This window comes from Kribbella sp. C-35 (assembly GCF_046549195.1).
Taxonomy (GTDB): Bacteria; Actinomycetota; Actinomycetes; order Propionibacteriales; family Kribbellaceae; genus Kribbella.
Genome location: NZ_JAJPWG010000003.1, coordinates 709,303 through 725,298, shown reverse-complemented (window position 1 = coordinate 725,298; position 15,996 = coordinate 709,303). Strand labels below are relative to the sequence as shown.

At 67.7% G+C, this 15,996-nt stretch carries 20 protein-coding genes; 9 read left to right on the top strand and 11 right to left on the bottom strand.

What is annotated here, in order from left to right:
- Window positions 1-11: 11 nt before the first annotated feature.
- On the top strand, window positions 12-437 hold the full coding sequence (gene dtd / locus ACLJOO_RS23390) for a D-aminoacyl-tRNA deacylase (RefSeq protein ID WP_410789415.1): 426 nt from the start codon (window positions 12-14) through the stop codon (window positions 435-437).
- 157 nt (window positions 438-594) lie between these two features.
- On the opposite strand, the gene ACLJOO_RS23385 is transcribed toward dtd, so the two are convergent.
- From ACLJOO_RS23385 to ACLJOO_RS23355, 7 genes are all read right to left on the bottom strand, one after another.
- Window positions 595-1,761: a choice-of-anchor P family protein gene (locus ACLJOO_RS23385; RefSeq protein WP_410789414.1), complete on the bottom strand. Its 1,167-nt coding sequence runs from the start codon at window positions 1,759-1,761 to the stop codon at window positions 595-597.
- 363 nt (window positions 1,762-2,124) lie between these two features.
- The gene (locus tag ACLJOO_RS23380) at window positions 2,125-2,421 is read right to left on the bottom strand and encodes a DUF1416 domain-containing protein (protein WP_131294190.1); all 297 of its coding nucleotides are present in this window, start codon (window positions 2,419-2,421) and stop codon (window positions 2,125-2,127) included.
- A 1-nt stretch (window position 2,422) separates the two neighbouring features.
- Window positions 2,423-3,271 (bottom strand): sulfurtransferase, encoded by an 849-nt coding sequence (locus ACLJOO_RS23375; RefSeq protein WP_410789413.1) that lies wholly within the window; start codon window positions 3,269-3,271, stop codon window positions 2,423-2,425.
- Between the two features lie 12 nt (window positions 3,272-3,283).
- On the bottom strand, window positions 3,284-3,730 hold the full coding sequence (locus ACLJOO_RS23370; RefSeq protein WP_410789412.1) for a DUF4395 domain-containing protein: 447 nt from the start codon (window positions 3,728-3,730) through the stop codon (window positions 3,284-3,286).
- Window positions 3,731-4,009: 279 nt separating this feature from the next.
- Window positions 4,010-4,855, bottom strand: a complete 846-nt coding sequence (locus ACLJOO_RS23365; protein WP_410789411.1) for an RDD family protein — start codon at window positions 4,853-4,855, stop codon at window positions 4,010-4,012.
- 60 nt (window positions 4,856-4,915) lie between these two features.
- Window positions 4,916-5,347 (bottom strand): TlpA family protein disulfide reductase, encoded by a 432-nt coding sequence (locus ACLJOO_RS23360; RefSeq protein ID WP_410789410.1) that lies wholly within the window; start codon window positions 5,345-5,347, stop codon window positions 4,916-4,918.
- 45 nt (window positions 5,348-5,392) lie between these two features.
- Window positions 5,393-5,806: an HIT family protein gene (locus ACLJOO_RS23355; RefSeq protein WP_410789409.1), complete on the bottom strand. Its 414-nt coding sequence runs from the start codon at window positions 5,804-5,806 to the stop codon at window positions 5,393-5,395.
- A gap of 85 nt (window positions 5,807-5,891) precedes the next feature.
- Here ACLJOO_RS23355 and arfB point away from each other — a divergent pair, with 85 nt between their 5' ends.
- The 4 genes from arfB to ACLJOO_RS23335 are packed head-to-tail and all read left to right on the top strand — an operon-like array spanning window position 5,892 to window position 8,077.
- A complete protein-coding gene (gene arfB, locus ACLJOO_RS23350) occupies window positions 5,892-6,263 on the top strand; it encodes an alternative ribosome rescue aminoacyl-tRNA hydrolase ArfB (RefSeq protein WP_410789955.1) in 372 nt (123 codons plus the stop codon).
- A gap of 31 nt (window positions 6,264-6,294) precedes the next feature.
- Window positions 6,295-6,909, top strand: coding sequence for a hypothetical protein (locus ACLJOO_RS23345; RefSeq protein WP_410789408.1), 615 nt, complete (start codon window positions 6,295-6,297; stop codon window positions 6,907-6,909).
- The gene (locus tag ACLJOO_RS23340) at window positions 6,906-7,472 is read left to right on the top strand and encodes a hypothetical protein (protein ID WP_410789407.1); all 567 of its coding nucleotides are present in this window, start codon (window positions 6,906-6,908) and stop codon (window positions 7,470-7,472) included. Before ACLJOO_RS23345 ends, ACLJOO_RS23340 begins: the two co-directional genes overlap by 4 nt.
- Complete coding sequence (locus tag ACLJOO_RS23335; protein ID WP_410789406.1) at window positions 7,469-8,077, top strand: hypothetical protein; 609 nt, start codon at window positions 7,469-7,471, stop codon at window positions 8,075-8,077. The genes ACLJOO_RS23340 and ACLJOO_RS23335 overlap by 4 nt, the downstream gene beginning before the upstream one ends.
- On the opposite strand, the gene ACLJOO_RS23330 is transcribed toward ACLJOO_RS23335, so the two are convergent.
- Window positions 8,031-9,404 carry a hypothetical protein gene (locus tag ACLJOO_RS23330; protein ID WP_410789954.1) on the bottom strand — a complete coding sequence of 458 codons (1,374 nt, stop codon included), beginning with the start codon at window positions 9,402-9,404 and terminating at the stop codon, window positions 8,031-8,033. The genes ACLJOO_RS23335 and ACLJOO_RS23330 overlap by 47 nt on opposite strands.
- Before the next feature lie 50 nt (window positions 9,405-9,454).
- Window positions 9,455-9,694, bottom strand: coding sequence for a MoaD/ThiS family protein (locus tag ACLJOO_RS23325; RefSeq protein WP_131345109.1), 240 nt, complete (start codon window positions 9,692-9,694; stop codon window positions 9,455-9,457).
- 160 nt (window positions 9,695-9,854) lie between these two features.
- Here ACLJOO_RS23325 and ACLJOO_RS23320 point away from each other — a divergent pair, with 160 nt between their 5' ends.
- Window positions 9,855-10,568, top strand: coding sequence for a winged helix-turn-helix domain-containing protein (locus ACLJOO_RS23320; RefSeq protein WP_410789405.1), 714 nt, complete (start codon window positions 9,855-9,857; stop codon window positions 10,566-10,568).
- A 4-nt stretch (window positions 10,569-10,572) separates the two neighbouring features.
- Here the strand turns inward: ACLJOO_RS23320 and ACLJOO_RS23315 are convergent, their stop codons facing one another.
- Window positions 10,573-10,881 carry a hypothetical protein gene (locus tag ACLJOO_RS23315; RefSeq protein WP_410789404.1) on the bottom strand — a complete coding sequence of 103 codons (309 nt, stop codon included), beginning with the start codon at window positions 10,879-10,881 and terminating at the stop codon, window positions 10,573-10,575.
- Window positions 10,882-10,998: 117 nt separating this feature from the next.
- Entirely contained in the window at window positions 10,999-12,831 is a 1,833-nt protein-coding gene (locus ACLJOO_RS23310) for a bifunctional metallophosphatase/5'-nucleotidase (RefSeq protein WP_410789403.1), read from the bottom strand.
- A gap of 134 nt (window positions 12,832-12,965) precedes the next feature.
- On the opposite strand from ACLJOO_RS23310, the gene mshD reads away from it, so the two are divergent.
- From mshD to ACLJOO_RS23295, 3 genes are all read left to right on the top strand, one after another.
- Window positions 12,966-13,874 (top strand): mycothiol synthase, encoded by a 909-nt coding sequence (gene mshD / locus ACLJOO_RS23305; protein WP_410789402.1) that lies wholly within the window; start codon window positions 12,966-12,968, stop codon window positions 13,872-13,874.
- A 482-nt stretch (window positions 13,875-14,356) separates the two neighbouring features.
- Window positions 14,357-14,995: a DUF6318 family protein gene (locus tag ACLJOO_RS23300; protein ID WP_410789401.1), complete on the top strand. Its 639-nt coding sequence runs from the start codon at window positions 14,357-14,359 to the stop codon at window positions 14,993-14,995.
- 368 nt (window positions 14,996-15,363) lie between these two features.
- Window positions 15,364-15,906 (top strand): PKD domain-containing protein, encoded by a 543-nt coding sequence (locus ACLJOO_RS23295; protein WP_410789400.1) that lies wholly within the window; start codon window positions 15,364-15,366, stop codon window positions 15,904-15,906.
- Window positions 15,907-15,996 lie beyond the last annotated feature (90 nt).

Genomic DNA, 15,996 nt, shown 5'->3' with positions numbered 1-15,996 from the left:
GGATGTTCCTCATGAGAGCCGTAGTACAGCGAGTCAGTCGGGCGTCGGTCACCGTGGACGGCGAGGTGGTCGGGGCGATCGAAGGACCCGGGCTGCTGATCCTGCTCGGCGTCACCCACGACGACACTCCCGAGAAGGCCGCCGCGCTGGCCGCGAAGATCTGGACCCTCCGCATCCTTCACGACGAACGCTCCGCCGCCGACGAGCAGGCCCCGATCCTCGCCATCAGCCAGTTCACCCTGTACGCCGACACCCGCAAGGGCCGCCGTCCCTCCTGGAACGCCGCAGCCCCCGGCCCTGTCTCCGAGCCCCTCTACAACTCCTTCTGCACCGCCCTGGAATCCCTCGGCGCCAAGGTCGAACGCGGCGTCTTCGGAGCCCACATGGACGTTGCCCTGGTCAACGACGGCCCCGTAACCCTGATCCTCGACACCTGAAGTCAACTTTGAGAAGCCACCGACCAAAAATCCGCTCCGGAAATGGTCGGTGGCTTCTCAAAGTTGGGGGGAACAGACCGGCCCCCGGATCCGTGCGGGATCCGGGGGCCGGGGGTTCTGGGTCGGTGAGGTTCGACTCAGAGAGTGTCTGCTGCGATCAGCTGACGACGCCGGCGGCCGAGTGACCGACGACAACCTTGGTGTTCAGGCTGTAGACGTTGATCACCAGCGCGTCCACCTCGATGTAGCGCTTCTGCCGCATGACCTTGTTGAAGGTCAGGCTGGCGACACCGGGGATGTTCAGCGTCTTGTTCTCGCCGGTCGGGACGGCGTAGGACTTGCCGCCGACCTTGATCGAGGCGATGGTCGAGGACGACGCCACGCCGCCCTTGCCGTCCTTGGTCTTCCACGCGGACGCCGAGGACTCGATGGCGCCGATGGACAGCGTGCCGACCTTCACGCCCGCGACGTGCGAGGTGAAGTTGATGTAGGACTTGTTCTCGCCGATGGCGCCGTTCTTGGTGGTGTAGACACCGCCGACGTAGGCGACCTTCGGGATGTTCAGCTCGCCGACCGCGACCCGGACCGTCTTGCCCTCAGTGCCCTGGCAGGTGGTCTGAAGCGACGTGGCGTCGGAGACGACCAGCTTGTCGGCCATGGCCTTGGTGCCGTACGCCGAACCGATCACCAGTGCGGTCGCCGGCTTCGAGATCTCGGCGCGGGTCTTCAGCACCGCGACGTCGACGCCCTGCGGGATGTACTGGTTCTTCACCGTCGCGTGCAGCACGACCGCCTGCGCGTACGAGTAGATGCCGGACGCGGTCTTCACGCCGCCGACACGGTTCAGCACGATGTAGCCCAGGCCCGGTACGGCGACCTTGGTGTTCGGCTTCGGGTTCAGCAGCGACGGCACCGAGATCGCGCCGATCCGCACGCCCGCGAAGGTGGTGCTGCCGGTGTAGGACAGCTGGCCCTTCGAGTACTTCGACGTGGTGGTGGTCTTCACGCCGGTCAGCGTGAGCAGGTTGCCGACGCGGATGTCGGCGGCCACCGCGTTGCTGGTGACGCCGGTGCCGCCGGCGTTGTTGAAGCTGTGCGTGTCGGTCTTCACCGAGCGCGCGATCGCCTGCCCGTTCACGTTCGCCGTGGCGATGTCGTTCTTGTCAGCCTTGTTGGCGTCCGTGGTGCAACCGAACTTGCTGATCACCTGCGGGCCACTGTTCGCCAGCCCGGATTGGACATCGGTCCCGTACGCGTAGCCGCTGTAGCCGAAAACCGGCGAGGCGGACGCGGAACCCGACGTCAGCGCAATCGTAGAAGCCACGCCGACAACCGCCGCAACACCGACGGCAGCGAGCTTCTTGTATCCGATGCGGGGTCGCATTGACCCCTCCTCCCTGAGTGATGACGTGACCCGAAGTGCGGGTCAGGACACAGACACAACTCAGCCGATTGCGGTAGGTGACGAGCCGACCGCGCTCCGAGACCAAACCGTTACCTTGCCGCTCGTTCCACGAGATTTCCCGGTACCACCCGTAACCCCGCTGCGATGACCTGGAAGCCCTGCCGCGCAAGCGATTCCGGACATGCCGAAGGGCCCGGACGCGCAAGGTCCGGGCCCCTCGGTGCTTACTTCAGGGTGGGCCACCGTCGGGTGGTGGTGGCACCATCAGTAACGAACGACTGGTCAGACGGTGACGGCCACTTCCGCGACCTCGCCGTACTGCGCGACCACCTGACGGTCGACCGGGTCGGCCTTCGGGGCCAGCGTGCGCAGCGTCCAGCTGCCCGGCGCCGCGAAGAACCGGAAGTGCCCGGTCGCCGAGGTCGGCACCTCGGCCGTGAACTCACCAGTGGAGTCCAGCAGCCGCACGTACGCGCCGCCGACCGGCTCCTCGCCGCGCAGCACCTGGCCCTGGATCACGGCCTCCTTGTCGACGTCCACGCCCTTGAGGTCGAGTCCGCCCTGCTTCGCTCCGCACATGTCAGGCCTCCCCGGGCTCGTCGCCGAGAGCAACGGGTACGCCGACCAGCGAACCCCACTCGGTCCAGGAACCGTCGTAGTTCTTCACGTTCTGCTGGCCGAGGATCTCGTGCAGCACGAACCAGGTGTGCGCCGAGCGCTCGCCGATCCGGCAGTACGCGATGGTGTCCTTGCCGAAGTCCACGCCGGCGTCGGCGTACAGGGTCTTCAGCTCCTCGTCGGCGCGGAAGGTGCCGTCGTCGTTGGCCGCCTTGCTCCACGGGATGCTGGCCGCGGTCGGGATGTGACCCGCCCGCTGCGCCTGCTCCTGCGGCAGGTGGGCCGGGGCGAGCAGCCGGCCGGCGTACTCGTCGGGGCTGCGCACGTCGACCAGGTTCTTCACGCCGATGGCGTCCTTGACCTCGTCGCGGAAGGCGCGGATCTCCAGGTTCTGCGGCTGCGCGGAGTACTCGGTGGCTTCGCGCTTGACGACCTCGTCGGTCAGCTCACGGCTGTCCAGCTCCCAGCGCTTGCGGCCGCCGTCGAGCAGCTTCACGTCACCGTGGCCGTAGAGCTTGAAGTACCAGTACGCGTACGCCGCGAACCAGTTGTTGTTGCCGCCGTACAGCACGACCGTGTCGTCGTTCTTCACGCCGCGGTCGGACAGCAGCGCCTCGAACTGCTCCTTGCTGACGAAGTCGCGACGGACCGGGTCCTGCAGATCGTCCTGCCAGTCGATCTTGATCGCACCGGCGATGTGGCCGGCGTCGTACGCCGAGACGTCTTCGTCGACCTCGATCAGGACGACACCGGCGTCGTTCTTGTGCTCCTCGACCCAGTCGGCCGAGACGAGCGCGGATTCCCTGCTCATGTGTGCTGCCTCTCAGTTGGTAGCGGTGGTTGGCGTACGAATGCGGTGGATCAGCAGATAGGCCTCGCAGCCGAGGCAGAGCCCGACGGCCGCGTTCACGAACGCGGCGACCAGGGCGAATCCGGTGGCGACCACTCCCAGCACGGTGACGCCGGTCAGGTACCCGACCAGACCGACGACCGCGAAGACGAGGCCGACCAGCTGCGCGAACCGCGGCGGGGCCGCGTCCTCCAGCTCCTTCGGCGGGCCCAGCCGGGGCCGGACCAGCCGCTTGAACAGCAACCCGTACGGCGACGCGCTCACGCCGAACGCGACCGAGATCGCGAACACCACGGCTTGCACCGCGAGCGGCCAGGGGTTGTTCAGTACGAGCGTCAGCGCCAGGACGACCGTGGTCACGCCGGCGGCGAACCGGAGACCGCGCGGATCGACCTGTTGTGCCGCCTGTTGTTCGGACATGACGACTCCCGGTGAAGGAGGATGTCGAGCCGGAAACCCGCCCGGGTCTGCGGGAGGCGACGTACGCGGAACCGTGCTCAGCGACCGGTTCCGCAGCGCTCGGGACGCCGCCTGGTCAGCGGCGTCGACACAGCGAAGAGCGGACGCGGCAGTTGTCCACTGCCCGTCGCTTCGTCAGCCATGTCGTGTAAACCACGCAACGAGACTACGGAACCTGGGCGGGCACGCCACCCGTGGTCCCATCACGTGAGACAACTGATCAAACTGTGGACTCTGGAGTCAGACCCGGACCACGTTGGTCGCGGCGACCTTGTCGTGCAGCGCCTGCTTCTTGTCGTCCCAGAGCGGCCAGAGGTAGTTGAGCAGCAGCGCGAGAGAGGCGAACAGACCGACGACCGGGATCGAGCCGGCCATGTTCAGGGCCAGGACGAGACCGCCACGCTTCGCCACGGCGCCGCGCGGCGGCTTGCCCGGCGTCTCCCGCAGCCGGACCGCGATGCCGGTCGCCATCTTGCCAGGAGTGCGGCCCTTCGCGACCAGGAACAGGTACTCGTAGACGAAGGCGACCAGGGCCCCCAGCAGGGACGCCGGGATGGCGTACTTGAAGACCTCGGGCGGCATCGAGACCGGTGTCGAACTACCGGCCCGGGCGGCGTCCAGGACGTCCTCGATCCACGAGTTCATCACTTTGCTGGACTGGTAGTAGAAGTATCCGGTCAGCGGCAAGGCGATGAACCAGGCGATGATCGAGTCGATGATGCGCGCGAAGACACGGCGCCACCAACCGGACAGCATCTGACCGTCGGGTGTGGTCCCGCGGCTCTGCCCCTGGTAAGCGAAGCCTTGTCCGCTCTGCGGGTACGCCGGGTAGCCGCCCTGTTGCGGGGCCTGCTGGCCGAACTGCGACGGTGACTGCGCCGGCCCGCCGCCGCCGTACACCTGTCCGTGCTCCGCGGTCTGCCCGTACCTCGGGAGGTCCTGCGTCTTCGACTGGCCGAACTGCCCCTGGAACGGGGGTGGGCCCTCCTGCGGCCGACGCTGATCCGTCCAGGCGGCGCCGTCCCAGTACCGCTGCTGGGTCGGGTCCTCAGGGTCGTCGTACCAACCTGCTACTTGGGAGCTCACCGGGAGAGTCTTGCGTACGTCCCGGTTCATTGGCCATCCGGTGGCACGTACCGGACGCGGTCAGCTCGGCTGGCGGTCGATCGCGACGGCCAGCGCGGCGATCACGTCCGGCTTCCGGGGCGCTCCGCTGGCGCGTTTCACCACTGCTCCGGTGCTGTCGAGCACCAGCGTGGTCGGCGTACGGAGGATGTCCAGCCGGCGTACCAGCTCGAGGTGGGACTCGGCGTCCAGCTCCACGTGGCGTACGCCGTCGACCATAGCCTCGACCTCGGCCAGCGTCCGCCGAGTGACCCGGCACGGCGCACAGAACGCCGACGAGAACTGCAGCAGAGTCGCTCGCTCGCCCAGCTCCCCGCCTACCTCCGCGGCCGTCACCCGCTCCACGTCGTCCTCGCTCTTCCCGCGAAACCGCCCGTCGACCCAGGCCTTGAGCACACTGAGCCCCACGCCGGCTACCACCGCCGCGACGAGTACCCACAGCCCCAGGCTCACAGTTACCCACGGTACGTCGGCTTGTTCGCGATTCAACCGCCCGTTTCACGTGCTGAGAAGCACCTGCGGATCCACAGCGAGGCGGTGGCGTGAGCGCCCGGTCGGCCAGGGCAGGCTGTCGTCGCCGTCACCCGGGTACCGCGGGACCACGTGCAGGTGGAGGTGGTCGACGCTGCGCCCGGAGTCCGGCCCACTGGCGTTCAGCAGGCACACACCGGTCGCCCCGAGCTTGGCCACCATCTTCTGCGCGATGCGCTGCGCCAGGTCCACCACCTGAGCCAGGTCGTCCGGCCGTGCGTCCAGCAGACCTGCGGTGGTGTGACGCCGCGGCACGACCAGCGTGTGGCCCGGAGCGATCTCCTCACCGGGCAGCGGGAGGAACGCGACCGCCGCATCCTCCTTGGCGATCCAGCGGGCCGAGTCGGCCGAGATCAGGCCGCAGAAGACACAGGCATCCATCTGCCGATTCTCCTCCGGTCTAATAGGTCCTGTGGAGAGCGGAGTGACCGTGCGGTCCGGGGTGGTGATTCCCGAGGCAGAGCTGATGTGGCGGTTCTCACGGTCGAGCGGACCGGGCGGGCAGTCCGTGAACACCACGGACAGCCGGGTCGAGCTGAGCTTCGACGTGGCGAGTACGTCGGCGTTGAGCGACGTACTGAAGACGCGGGCGCTGGAGCGGCTCGAGTCGCGGCTGGTCGACGGGGTGGTGACGATCGCCGCGTCGGAGTACAAGTCGCAGTGGCGCAACCGGGAGGCCGCACGGGAACGGCTGGCCGTGCTGATCCGGGAGGCGATCGCTCCGCCGCCCCGGAAACGACGGCCGACGAAACCGAGCAAGGGGTCCGTGCGGCGGCGGCTGGACGACAAGAAGCGCCGCGGCCAGACGAAGCGGCTCCGCGGCCGACCGGACGACTGACACGGCCCTTTGGCTGGATACGCTTGCGCGCGTGCAGGAAACGGGGAGCGGGGGGTCGGAGGACCTTCCGGAGTTGCAGGATCTCAAGGTGCGGGGCCGCTCGGTCAGGACGTGGGCGATCAGCGCCGGCGCCGTACTGCTGGTGGTCTCCGCGGCGTTCGGCGGGCTGAAGAAGGCCGGCGACGAGACTCCACAGGTGGACGCCGGGACCGCGATCGACGCCGGCCAGTTCGAGGTCACCGTCCAGCGGGTCGTCACCGTCAAGGACCTGAAGCCGCTGTTCACGCCGGACGACGGCGGGGTGCTGATCGCGGTCGTGACCAAGCTCAAGGTCACCGACGACACCGGCACGACACCGCCGTCGGACCTGATCCGCTTGATCGGCGTGCCCGGCGTGAAGGACACCGACCCGCCGCTCGGCACCACGAACCTCCGCGACGCCACGATGACCCCGGTGCTCACCCCGGACGCCGCCGAGGACGTCGCTTACGTCTGGAAACTGCCGAAGGCGAGCCAGTTCCCGACCGAGGTCAAGCTGACCGTGCAGGGCTACGAGCACGAGGACGAGTCGATCCTCGACCACCACGAGAAGTGGCTGCCGGACAAGATCGCCGCGGAGAGCACGGTCGCGGTGAAGGCCAAATGACCCGGAAGAAGCTGCTGAACGCCGGCCTCACGCTCGCCGTACTGGTCGCGATCGTCGCCCTGTACCGGTTCACGCCGACGCAGCAGGACATCCAGCAGCCGACCTCGGTGAAGGGCATCGTCGGGCGCGCGGTGCAGACGCCGCGGTTCGATCTGACCGTCGACGACGTACGGGTCGGCAAGAAGCTCCGGATCCCGCGATCCACGCCGGACCGCGACTCGCTGACCGCCTTCGTGGTCGTCGACGCCAGCGTCACCGCCAAACGGGAGCCGATGCACATCCTCGGCGTCAAGATCCGGTCCGCCGACGGCATCACGTACCTCGGCGCGAACCGCAGCGGTCTCGACCAGGTCGACCTGACCGGGACCGAGTTCGCGCCGGACATCCCGGTCCGCGGCTCGTTCGTGGTCGAGATGCCGGCCGACAAGGTGCCCGGGGCAACCTTGCTGGTGATGGAGAAGTCGATCCTGAACGACCTCGAGCCGCAGGTCACCGTGCCACTCGGGACAGACACTCCGAAGCTGGAAGACGTCGTGACGCTGACCACTGCGAGCGACACGTGAGCGGCGCGCGCCGTGCCCGCCGCGGCTGGTTCCGGAAGAACACGGTCGCGCTCGCGACGCTGGTGCTGGCGATCCCGCTCGCCGGGTGGTGGACCACCCGCAGCGACTACAAGTCCTGGTACGACAACGAGCCCCGCGATCCCGTCACGGTGTCGGCGAGCGGTACGACGTACAACGGAGCCACTTGGTACGCCGCCAACGTCGAGGAGAACCCGGACCCGTCGCGCGCTGGCGCCGATCAGGACAATCTGCCCGACGGAACCACCCGGATCCGGGTGTACTTCCGGCTGCAGGTGGACAACCTGTCCGCGCTCGAAGGGCTCGGCGGCTGCCAGGTCCATCTCCGGGCGCCGGACGGCCGGATCTGGGACGAGGACGCGATCGCGGACGACTACCAGGACCGTCCGACCGGGTGCAGCGGCGGCTCCGACGACAAACCGTCGAGCTGGCGTGGGGCCGCGGCGCCGTACTACCTGAAGCCGGTCGCCGGGAAGCCGTTCGAGACGGTCGCCGTGTTCGTCGTACCGTCCTCCGTCGCCGGCAGCGTGCAGCCGACGATCACGTGGGCAACGAAGCTCCCTCAGTACCTGGCATTCCCGAGGTAGCGGCGCTGAGGTCGGTGACACCGTGGTCGCCGGCCGGCTGCTCGTGGACCGCGCGGGTCCGCGGGGTCAGGTAGCCGGCCAGGCCGCCGATCATCCGGTCGTACGCGGCGGCGAGCAGGCTGACCTGCAGCATGATCTTCAGGCCGTCGGTGACCAGGTTCAGCGGCTCGTCGATGACCTGCCAGAACTGCAGCGTGTGCGGTCCGAGGACCCACACCTTCAGGGCGATCCACACGCCGCTCGCGGCGAACGTGACGACCGCCCAGGCCAGGAAGTACCCGAGCATCGGCCGCAGGCCGGAGCGGACCACCAGCCGGAACGCCTCCAGGACAGGGGTCCAGCGGTCCTTCCAGTCGGCCATGACCGAGTTCCCGGCGACGCGGACGATCCGCGGGGTCTGCTGCCAGCGGTTCGTGATGCGGTCGAACCGCCAACGCGGCTTGTCGAGCTTCTGCACCACGCGGCCGTAGATGATCGCGGTCATCGTGATCCACATCAGCGGGAGTACGGCGGCGTCCCAGAGGTCCGCGATCCCGGCGGTGATGAACCCGGTGACCGCGTCCCACACCTCACGGACCTGGTCGACGCCCAGCACGTGGTCGAGCACCCAGGTGTACCCGTCGTGCAGCCACTGCCAGACCTGGCGCTCCTGCAGCCACGTCTTCGGCGACGGGATGTACGAGGACGCCTGATAGATGACCACGAAGATCCACAGCGCCTCCAGGTAGGTGACGAACAGCTTGCGGACCGCGCCTTCTCGTTCCTTCTTCCACTTCTTGAACACAAACCGGAGCAGGTACGCCGTGGCGCCGAGCCCGATGAACAACCAGGTGGACAGCGACTGCAATCCCGTGGACTGCGGTGCGACGGTGCCTCCGGTCAGGATCGTCGCGGCCGTCTCGTTGACCTTGTGGACGGCCAGTTGGTACTCGTAGTCGAGCGCCTCGGTCTGCAGGAACTTGTATGCGGCGTAGAAGGCCAGGAACGGGAGGAGCGCCGCAGCGAGCGCGTCGAGCGCCCGGTGTTCATGGCCGGGCTCCACACCGTCCGGGGCAAGCGTGCCCTCGGCAACGGCCCGGCGGTGGAACGGCAGCTCGCCGCGGAGGACCAGGAACATGGTTACGTACATCGCCAACGAGACGACTACGAGCAACGCCAGTACGGCGATGCCGGCCGCCTCGGCTCTGGCGCCAGCCTGGACCGCTACCCATTGCAGGCCGCGGTGCACCAACTGGGCCACCAGAAACACCGCCAGAAGGCGCGGCCACGCCTTCCCGAACAGGACCCCCGCGCGACCCACCGTAGTGAGCAGCGTCCCCGACTCCATCGCCACGGCGACGAATGTACCTGGCGAGGAGTCCTCGGGCTTGGTCCTGGTCAGCCGCCGGCGAAGGGCGGCAGGGCGTCGACCAGAGCGCCTTGCGTGAGCGGTGTGCCCGGCTCGGCGCGCTCGCCGTCCAGGAGGAACGTGCAGATCGACAGCACGCGCGCCAGCTCCGGCCGATCGGTCGAAACGGTCGTGACCAGGTCGCGGATCGAGCCCGCCTCGGCGGTCGCCGACGACTCCCCGGCGGCCGAGCGGGCGGCAGCGAAGTACCTGATGGTCACTTCCGGCATCTGGTCCGCGCCTCACTAATCGGTTAAGTCTCGGCTATTATGTCAGCTTGCTGTTAGACCCAGTGTGTCCCAGGCCCCCGGCAACGACGCCGTCGGGGCCTGACGTGCACGAGGACCGGATCGCGGCCATCGGATCCGATGATCAGCACAAGGAGACGGCGTGAGTACGTTGCTTCTGCTGACGAACGCCCTGCAGGCCTCCACCGAGGTCCTGCCGTCGCTCGCCCTGCTCCCCCACCAGATCCGCATCCTGCCGGCCGAGGTCGCCGCGCTGGTCGATGCGCCAGACGCCGACGCCGTGTTGCTCGACGCGCGCCGTGACCTGGTCGCCGTCCGGAGCACCTGCCGGCTGATCCGCACCACCGGCGTCGACGTACCGCTGATCCTGGTCGTCACCGAGGGCGGCCTGACCGCGGTCAACGCCGACTGGGGCGCGGACGACGTACTGCTCGACACCGCCGGCCCGGCCGAGATCGAGGCCCGGCTGCGACTCGTCATCGGCCGCCTCGCCGCGACCCGCAACGACGAGCCCGAGTCCACGCTGATCCGCAGCGGCGACGTCGTGATCGACGAGGCGTCGTACACCGCGAAACTCAACGGACGGGCGCTCGACCTGACGTACAAGGAGTTCGAGCTCTTCAAGTTCCTCGCGCAGCACCCGGGCCGGGTGTTCACGCGGGAGCAGCTGCTCCAGGAGGTCTGGGGCTACGACTACTTCGGCGGCACGCGGACGGTCGACGTGCACGTACGGCGCCTGCGCGCGAAGCTCGGCCCCGAGCACGAGGCCCTGATCGGCACCGTCCGGAACGTCGGCTACCGCTTCGTGGTCCCGCCGGCGCCCGCCGCGCGCGAACCTGCCGAAGTGAAGTCCTGAATTCTTAGAAGAAGAACTTCAGCAGGGTGAAGGCCAGCGCGGCCGCCGTGACGAAGGCCGCCTTCCAGGAACCGACGCCCTGCCGGAACGCGGCCACGAACACCCCGACGGTGACGGGCACCAGCATCACCAGCAGGGTGACCCCGGCCGCGTGAACCCCGACGTGTGACTGCGCCGTGAGTACCAGCCCCACGACGTACGCCAACGTCAACCCGAGCCAGCTGGTGACCTGTACCGGCCCCTCCGCGCCGCGATGCCCTCGATGCGAGGCTCTGGCGGCCCGCCGGTGCGAGGTCGGAGCAACGTGCGACATCGCTCACCTTCCGTAAGTGCCTGAGTACGCAAGGTACCAGGATCACTGACGAGAAGAAAAAGCCGGTACGCCGCCTGTGAGGCGACGTACCGGCTCTCGTTCAGTCCGCCGTTGCGGTCAGGAACCGATGGAGATGCGGTCGGTCGCGACCGGCGTGTACGGGTCGTGCGCGGTCAGGTAGTTCGCGAACGCATCGATGTCCAGCCCACCGAAGAACTTGTTCGTCGCGGTGGTGAAGGCCGGGAAGCCGTCACCGCCGTCCGACAGGAAGTTGTTCGTGACGATGCGGTACGTCGTACCGTCGACCAGCGGCTGGCCGCCGATCTTGATCGAGCCCGCCACCACCTTCGAGCCCGCCGCGGCGGCCGGGTTCCAGGTGTAGGTGATGCCCGCGACCTGGAGCACCTTGAACTTCGGCGCGTCCGGACCGTTCACCCCGGAGAACTGCTGCTCCAGCAGACCCTTGATCTGCGTCCCGGTCATGTCCATCGAGACCAGGAAGTTGTTGAACGGCTGCACGGTGAACGCCTTGCCGAAGGTGACCTCACCGGCGTTGGACGCCAGGTCCGCCCGGATACCGCCCGGGTTCATGAAGGCCACGACCGGCGTCTTCCCACCGGTCACGACGCTCGGGTCGGCCAACTGCGCGTCCGCGATCAGGTTGCCCAGTGGCGACTCGAGCGAATCGTCAGGTGTCCGCACCACCGACGGCGTGGTGATGTGTCCGATCACCTTGTTCTCGATCGGGGCGACGAGCGCCTTGTACTTCGCGATCAGGGCCGCGGTCTTCGGGTCCTGCACGACGTCCTGGGTGATGATCTGGTTGTTCGCCAGCGTGTTCACCCGGTCGACGTCACCGGTCGTGTTGTCGATGCTCAACCGGACCTCGGTCACGAGCCGGCCGAACGACGACGCGCTCGTGACGAGCCGCGGCTGCTTGGCGCTGTCCAGCAGGGAGCAGTTGTACCCCTGGTGGGTGTGGCCGGAGATGATCGCGTCGATCTCCGGGTCCAGGCCGGCGTTGATGTCGACGATCGGGCCGGAGATGCCCGGGCAGCTGTTGTACGCCTTCGGGTCGGCCGGGAAACCGCCCTCGTGCAGCAGCACGACGATCGACTCCACGCCCTTCTTCTTCAGCACCGGGACCAGCGCGTTCGCGGTGTCGACCTCGTCCTTGAAGGTCAGCCCCTCGACGCCGGACTTGGTCACGATGTTCGGCGTGTTCTCCAGCGTCATACCGATGAAGCCGACCTTCTTGCCGTCCTTGAAGGTCTTGATCGTGTAGGGCGCGAACAGGGTCTTCCGGGTGTTCTCGAAGTACACGTTCGCGGAGAGGTACTTGAACCTCGCGCCCTCGAACGGGTGCGCCGCGTCCGGGCAGGAGTTCTGGTTGTTCGTCCCGTCGCCGTCCGGCAGGCAGCCGCCGGTCTGCATCCGGAGCAGCTCGTGCCAACCCTCGTCGAACTCGTGGTTGCCCACCGACGCAGCCTCGAGTCCCATCCCGTTCAGCGCTTCGACCGTCGGCTCGTCGTGGAACGCGGCCGACAGCAGCGGCGAGGCGCCGATCAGGTCACCGGCGGCGACCGTCACCGAGTCCTGGCCCTTCGCCTTCGCGGCGGCCCGCATCTCCTTCAGATGCGTGGCGAGGTATGCCGCGCCGCCCGCCGGGGTGCCGTTGATGTTGCCGCTGGAACCAGTCGCGGGCTCCAGGTTGCCGTGGAAGTCGTTGATCGCGAGCAGCTGGATCTGGCTGTGCGTCGGCTTCGGCTTCGTCGCCTGTGTCGCCGCATTCTGCGTGGCGGCGTCCTGCGTCGTGGCCTGGGTCGCGGCCCCTGCCTGGCTCACGGATCCCCCCGCGGCCAACGCGAGCGCCACGGCCGTCCCGGTGACGAGCAGCCCGACCGCCCGCCGTCCCCCCAACCGTGCCCTGCCTCGTCCTGTGATGGCCATCTCTTCTCCGTCGTCTCGGTCACCGCTGTTGCGGCGCCGCGAAATCCTCCGCGGTTCCGCGAAAGCTACCCGTGACGACGCGCCCTCGCCAGGACCTGAGCGTGAACTCAACCGGACCCTTTTACGGTATTCAGGTGACCCTCGAAGCCGTTCCCTCACCGTTGCCCTCGGCCACTGCCGCCGCCGTCACGGAACTCGCCCGCGCCGCAGCACACAGCGACGGCGTCAACCCGCTCTCCGAACGCACCCTCCTGCACCTCGACGGCGAGCACCCCGGCGACGTCCACGTCCTCGCCTACGAAGGCGATCCGGGCACCATCGAGGTCAGCGGCCTGCAGAGCGCCCGCAACCTGGTCGGGTACGGCGCCCTGTCCCCCGACGGCTCCGCCGAACTCTTCGTCGCCCCGCCGTTTCGCCGGCAAGGATTCGGTACGGCGCTCCTCCGCATCCTGCTCGACCACGGCGGCCGCCGTACCAGCGTCTGGGCCCACGGCCGCCTGCCCGGCTCCGACGAACTGGCCCACCGCCTCCACCTCGAGGTCACCCGGGAGCTCTACTTCCTCCGCCGTACCAGGGCCGCGTTGCCCGAGCCGGTCTGGCCCGACGGCATCGCCGTACGCACGTTCGTCCCCGGACAAGACGACGCCGCCTGGCTGAAGGTCAACGCAGCCGCCTTCGCCGACCACCCCGAACAGGGCAGCTGGACCGCCGCCGACCTGGCCGAACGCCTCCAGCAACCGTGGTTCGACTCCAACGGCTTCTTCCTAGCTGTCGACTCCGCCACCGGCGCGATCGCCGGCTTCCACTGGACAAAGGTCGAAGACGGCGTAGGCGAGGTGTACGTAGTAGGCGTCTCCCCCACCCACCAGGGCCAAGGCCTAGGCAAAGCCCTAACCCTCCAAGGCCTCCACCACCTCCAAACCACCCGCAACCTCAACGAAATAACCCTCTACGTAGACGGCACCAACACCCCAGCCCGAACCCTCTACACCTCCCTAAACTTCACCACCGCCGCCCTACACGTCCAATACACCCCCGCCTAACCCACCCCCTCCCACACCCCAACCTCCGGCCACCACCAACGGGCTGACGCTGCTGACTGCCCGGGCTGCACCCGCCTGCTGAGGTTGCGGGCTGAGGTTGCGGGCGAAGCCGGTGGCGTGAGACAGGAACTGGTGGGTGGAGACCTGAAATAACTGGTCTCCACCCACCACAACCCGCCCCCAGCCACCAGAACTGCACCACCCAGCGCCCCACAACCCCGCCACCCTCCAGCCACCCACCTCCCACCTCACCCGAGGCGGCAACCTCCTGTGAACGACATCACAACGAAGTCACCCGCTCACGTCCCGTCATAAACCCCACCCCGCCCCGTCCCACCATCAACCAGGAGCCGTCCGAGCCTCTAACCCCCCAGCCGGGCGGCTCCTGGCCCCAACCCCGTTATCCACAACTGCATCTTTTGACATCGAACCCCGCCCCACCCCGCCGTTACGATCGTGTCAACTACGGAGGGCTGACACACGTGACACACCGCAACAGGCCAACGCTCACACTCCTGGCCTGCCTAAGCGCCGCCGCACTACTGGTCTCTTGCGCCCAAAACAGCCCCGAGGCCGGCCACCCCAACACGGCCCCGCCGGCATCAACGGGCGCGTCAACGACCCCCACGAACGGGACGTCGGCGACCTCTGGCCCGAGCAACCCCGTCAGCACATCTCCTGCAGCTCTGCCCACGGCCCCGCCCGGGCGTCCAAAAGCCGCAGCCGGGGCAAGTCTCGCTGCCGGCGAAGCCTTCATCGGATATTACGTAGACCTGCTCAACTATTCGTACGGAACAGGCGACTCGGGCCCACTCCTCACGGCCAGCGACAAAGGTTGCGTCGGTTGCAAGGCTGTCGCAGATTACGTCCGGAAGATCAACGTCAAAAACGGCACCCTTGAAGGCGACTACAAGGACCGCCTCATCGACGTGAAAGAGATCTTTCGAGGCAGTTCCGGACGACTCGGCGGCTCGGCGACCCTCAAATCGGGGACATTCACCGAGAGGGACTCACCTAGCGCGTCCCCCGTTCCCCAGGGAGGCGACACGGGGACGATGGAGTTCACCCTGTCGCCGAGCGGCGGGAACTGGGTGATGTACGAGATGGAAATCAAAGAATGAGGCCGGGTCTTGTCCGCTGTGCGTGCGCTGCTCTCGCGACGCTGATCCTGACGGCTGGCGTTTCTGTAACGGTGACGCTCGCCGGTGATGCGAACGAGGCAAACGCGACTCCAGCTGCGCCCTTGGCCGAAGCGTCGTCGAAGCCGGTCCCGAAGGTAAAGGGAAAGACCCGGCGCTGGGGTGGGACGGTCCAGGGGTCGACTACCCAACGCGGTCGCCAGGAGCGTCATGGCTCAGACACCACACGGACGCCGACGCGGACCGCCAAACCTGCGAAACCAACGCGCTTCCGTAAACCGCAGAGCGACCCTCGGCAAGAGATCCGAATGAACCGCGGTATTTGTGGTCGTGTGCAGACGGATGGGACTGTGCCTGGGCCGAATCGGTGTCAGCCTGGTGGGGTCGGGCGGAAGATTACGGCGCGCACGACGCCGCCCGAGGTGGTGCGTCCGCGGCCTGAGGACGTCACGTGGGAGCAGGTGCGCTCGGAAACCAAGAACGTCATGTTCCCGGGGCTCTCGGTCAAGGTGCAGCCGGATGGGCGGACGCTGGTGAATCTGGACACCATCGTCTACACCGACGACAGCAAGGTGTCGACGACCACCGTCACATTGCTCGGATTCCCGGTGGTCGTTGAGGCGACGCCGATCAGCTACACCTGGCGCTTCGGCGACGGTACTCCGGCACTCACCACCAGTACGCCCGGCAAGCCGTACCCGTCGAAGGAGATCACCCACAAGTACATGAAGCGCGGCGCCGTCAGCCTCACGCTGACGACCAACTACGCCGCCCGCTTCAACGTCGCCGACACCGGCTGGCAGTACATCGACGGCACCGTCCCCATCACCGGCCCCGCCACCCCACTCCAGATCCGCGAAGCCATCCCCGTCCTCGTCGACCCGGACCGCTGATCTCGTTCTCGCGAGAGGCAGGTGGTTGGGGAGGGTTTCTGTCCGATTTGGGTAGGTAATCCTCCCCGACCCGGCTCAGGAGGTTCGGTC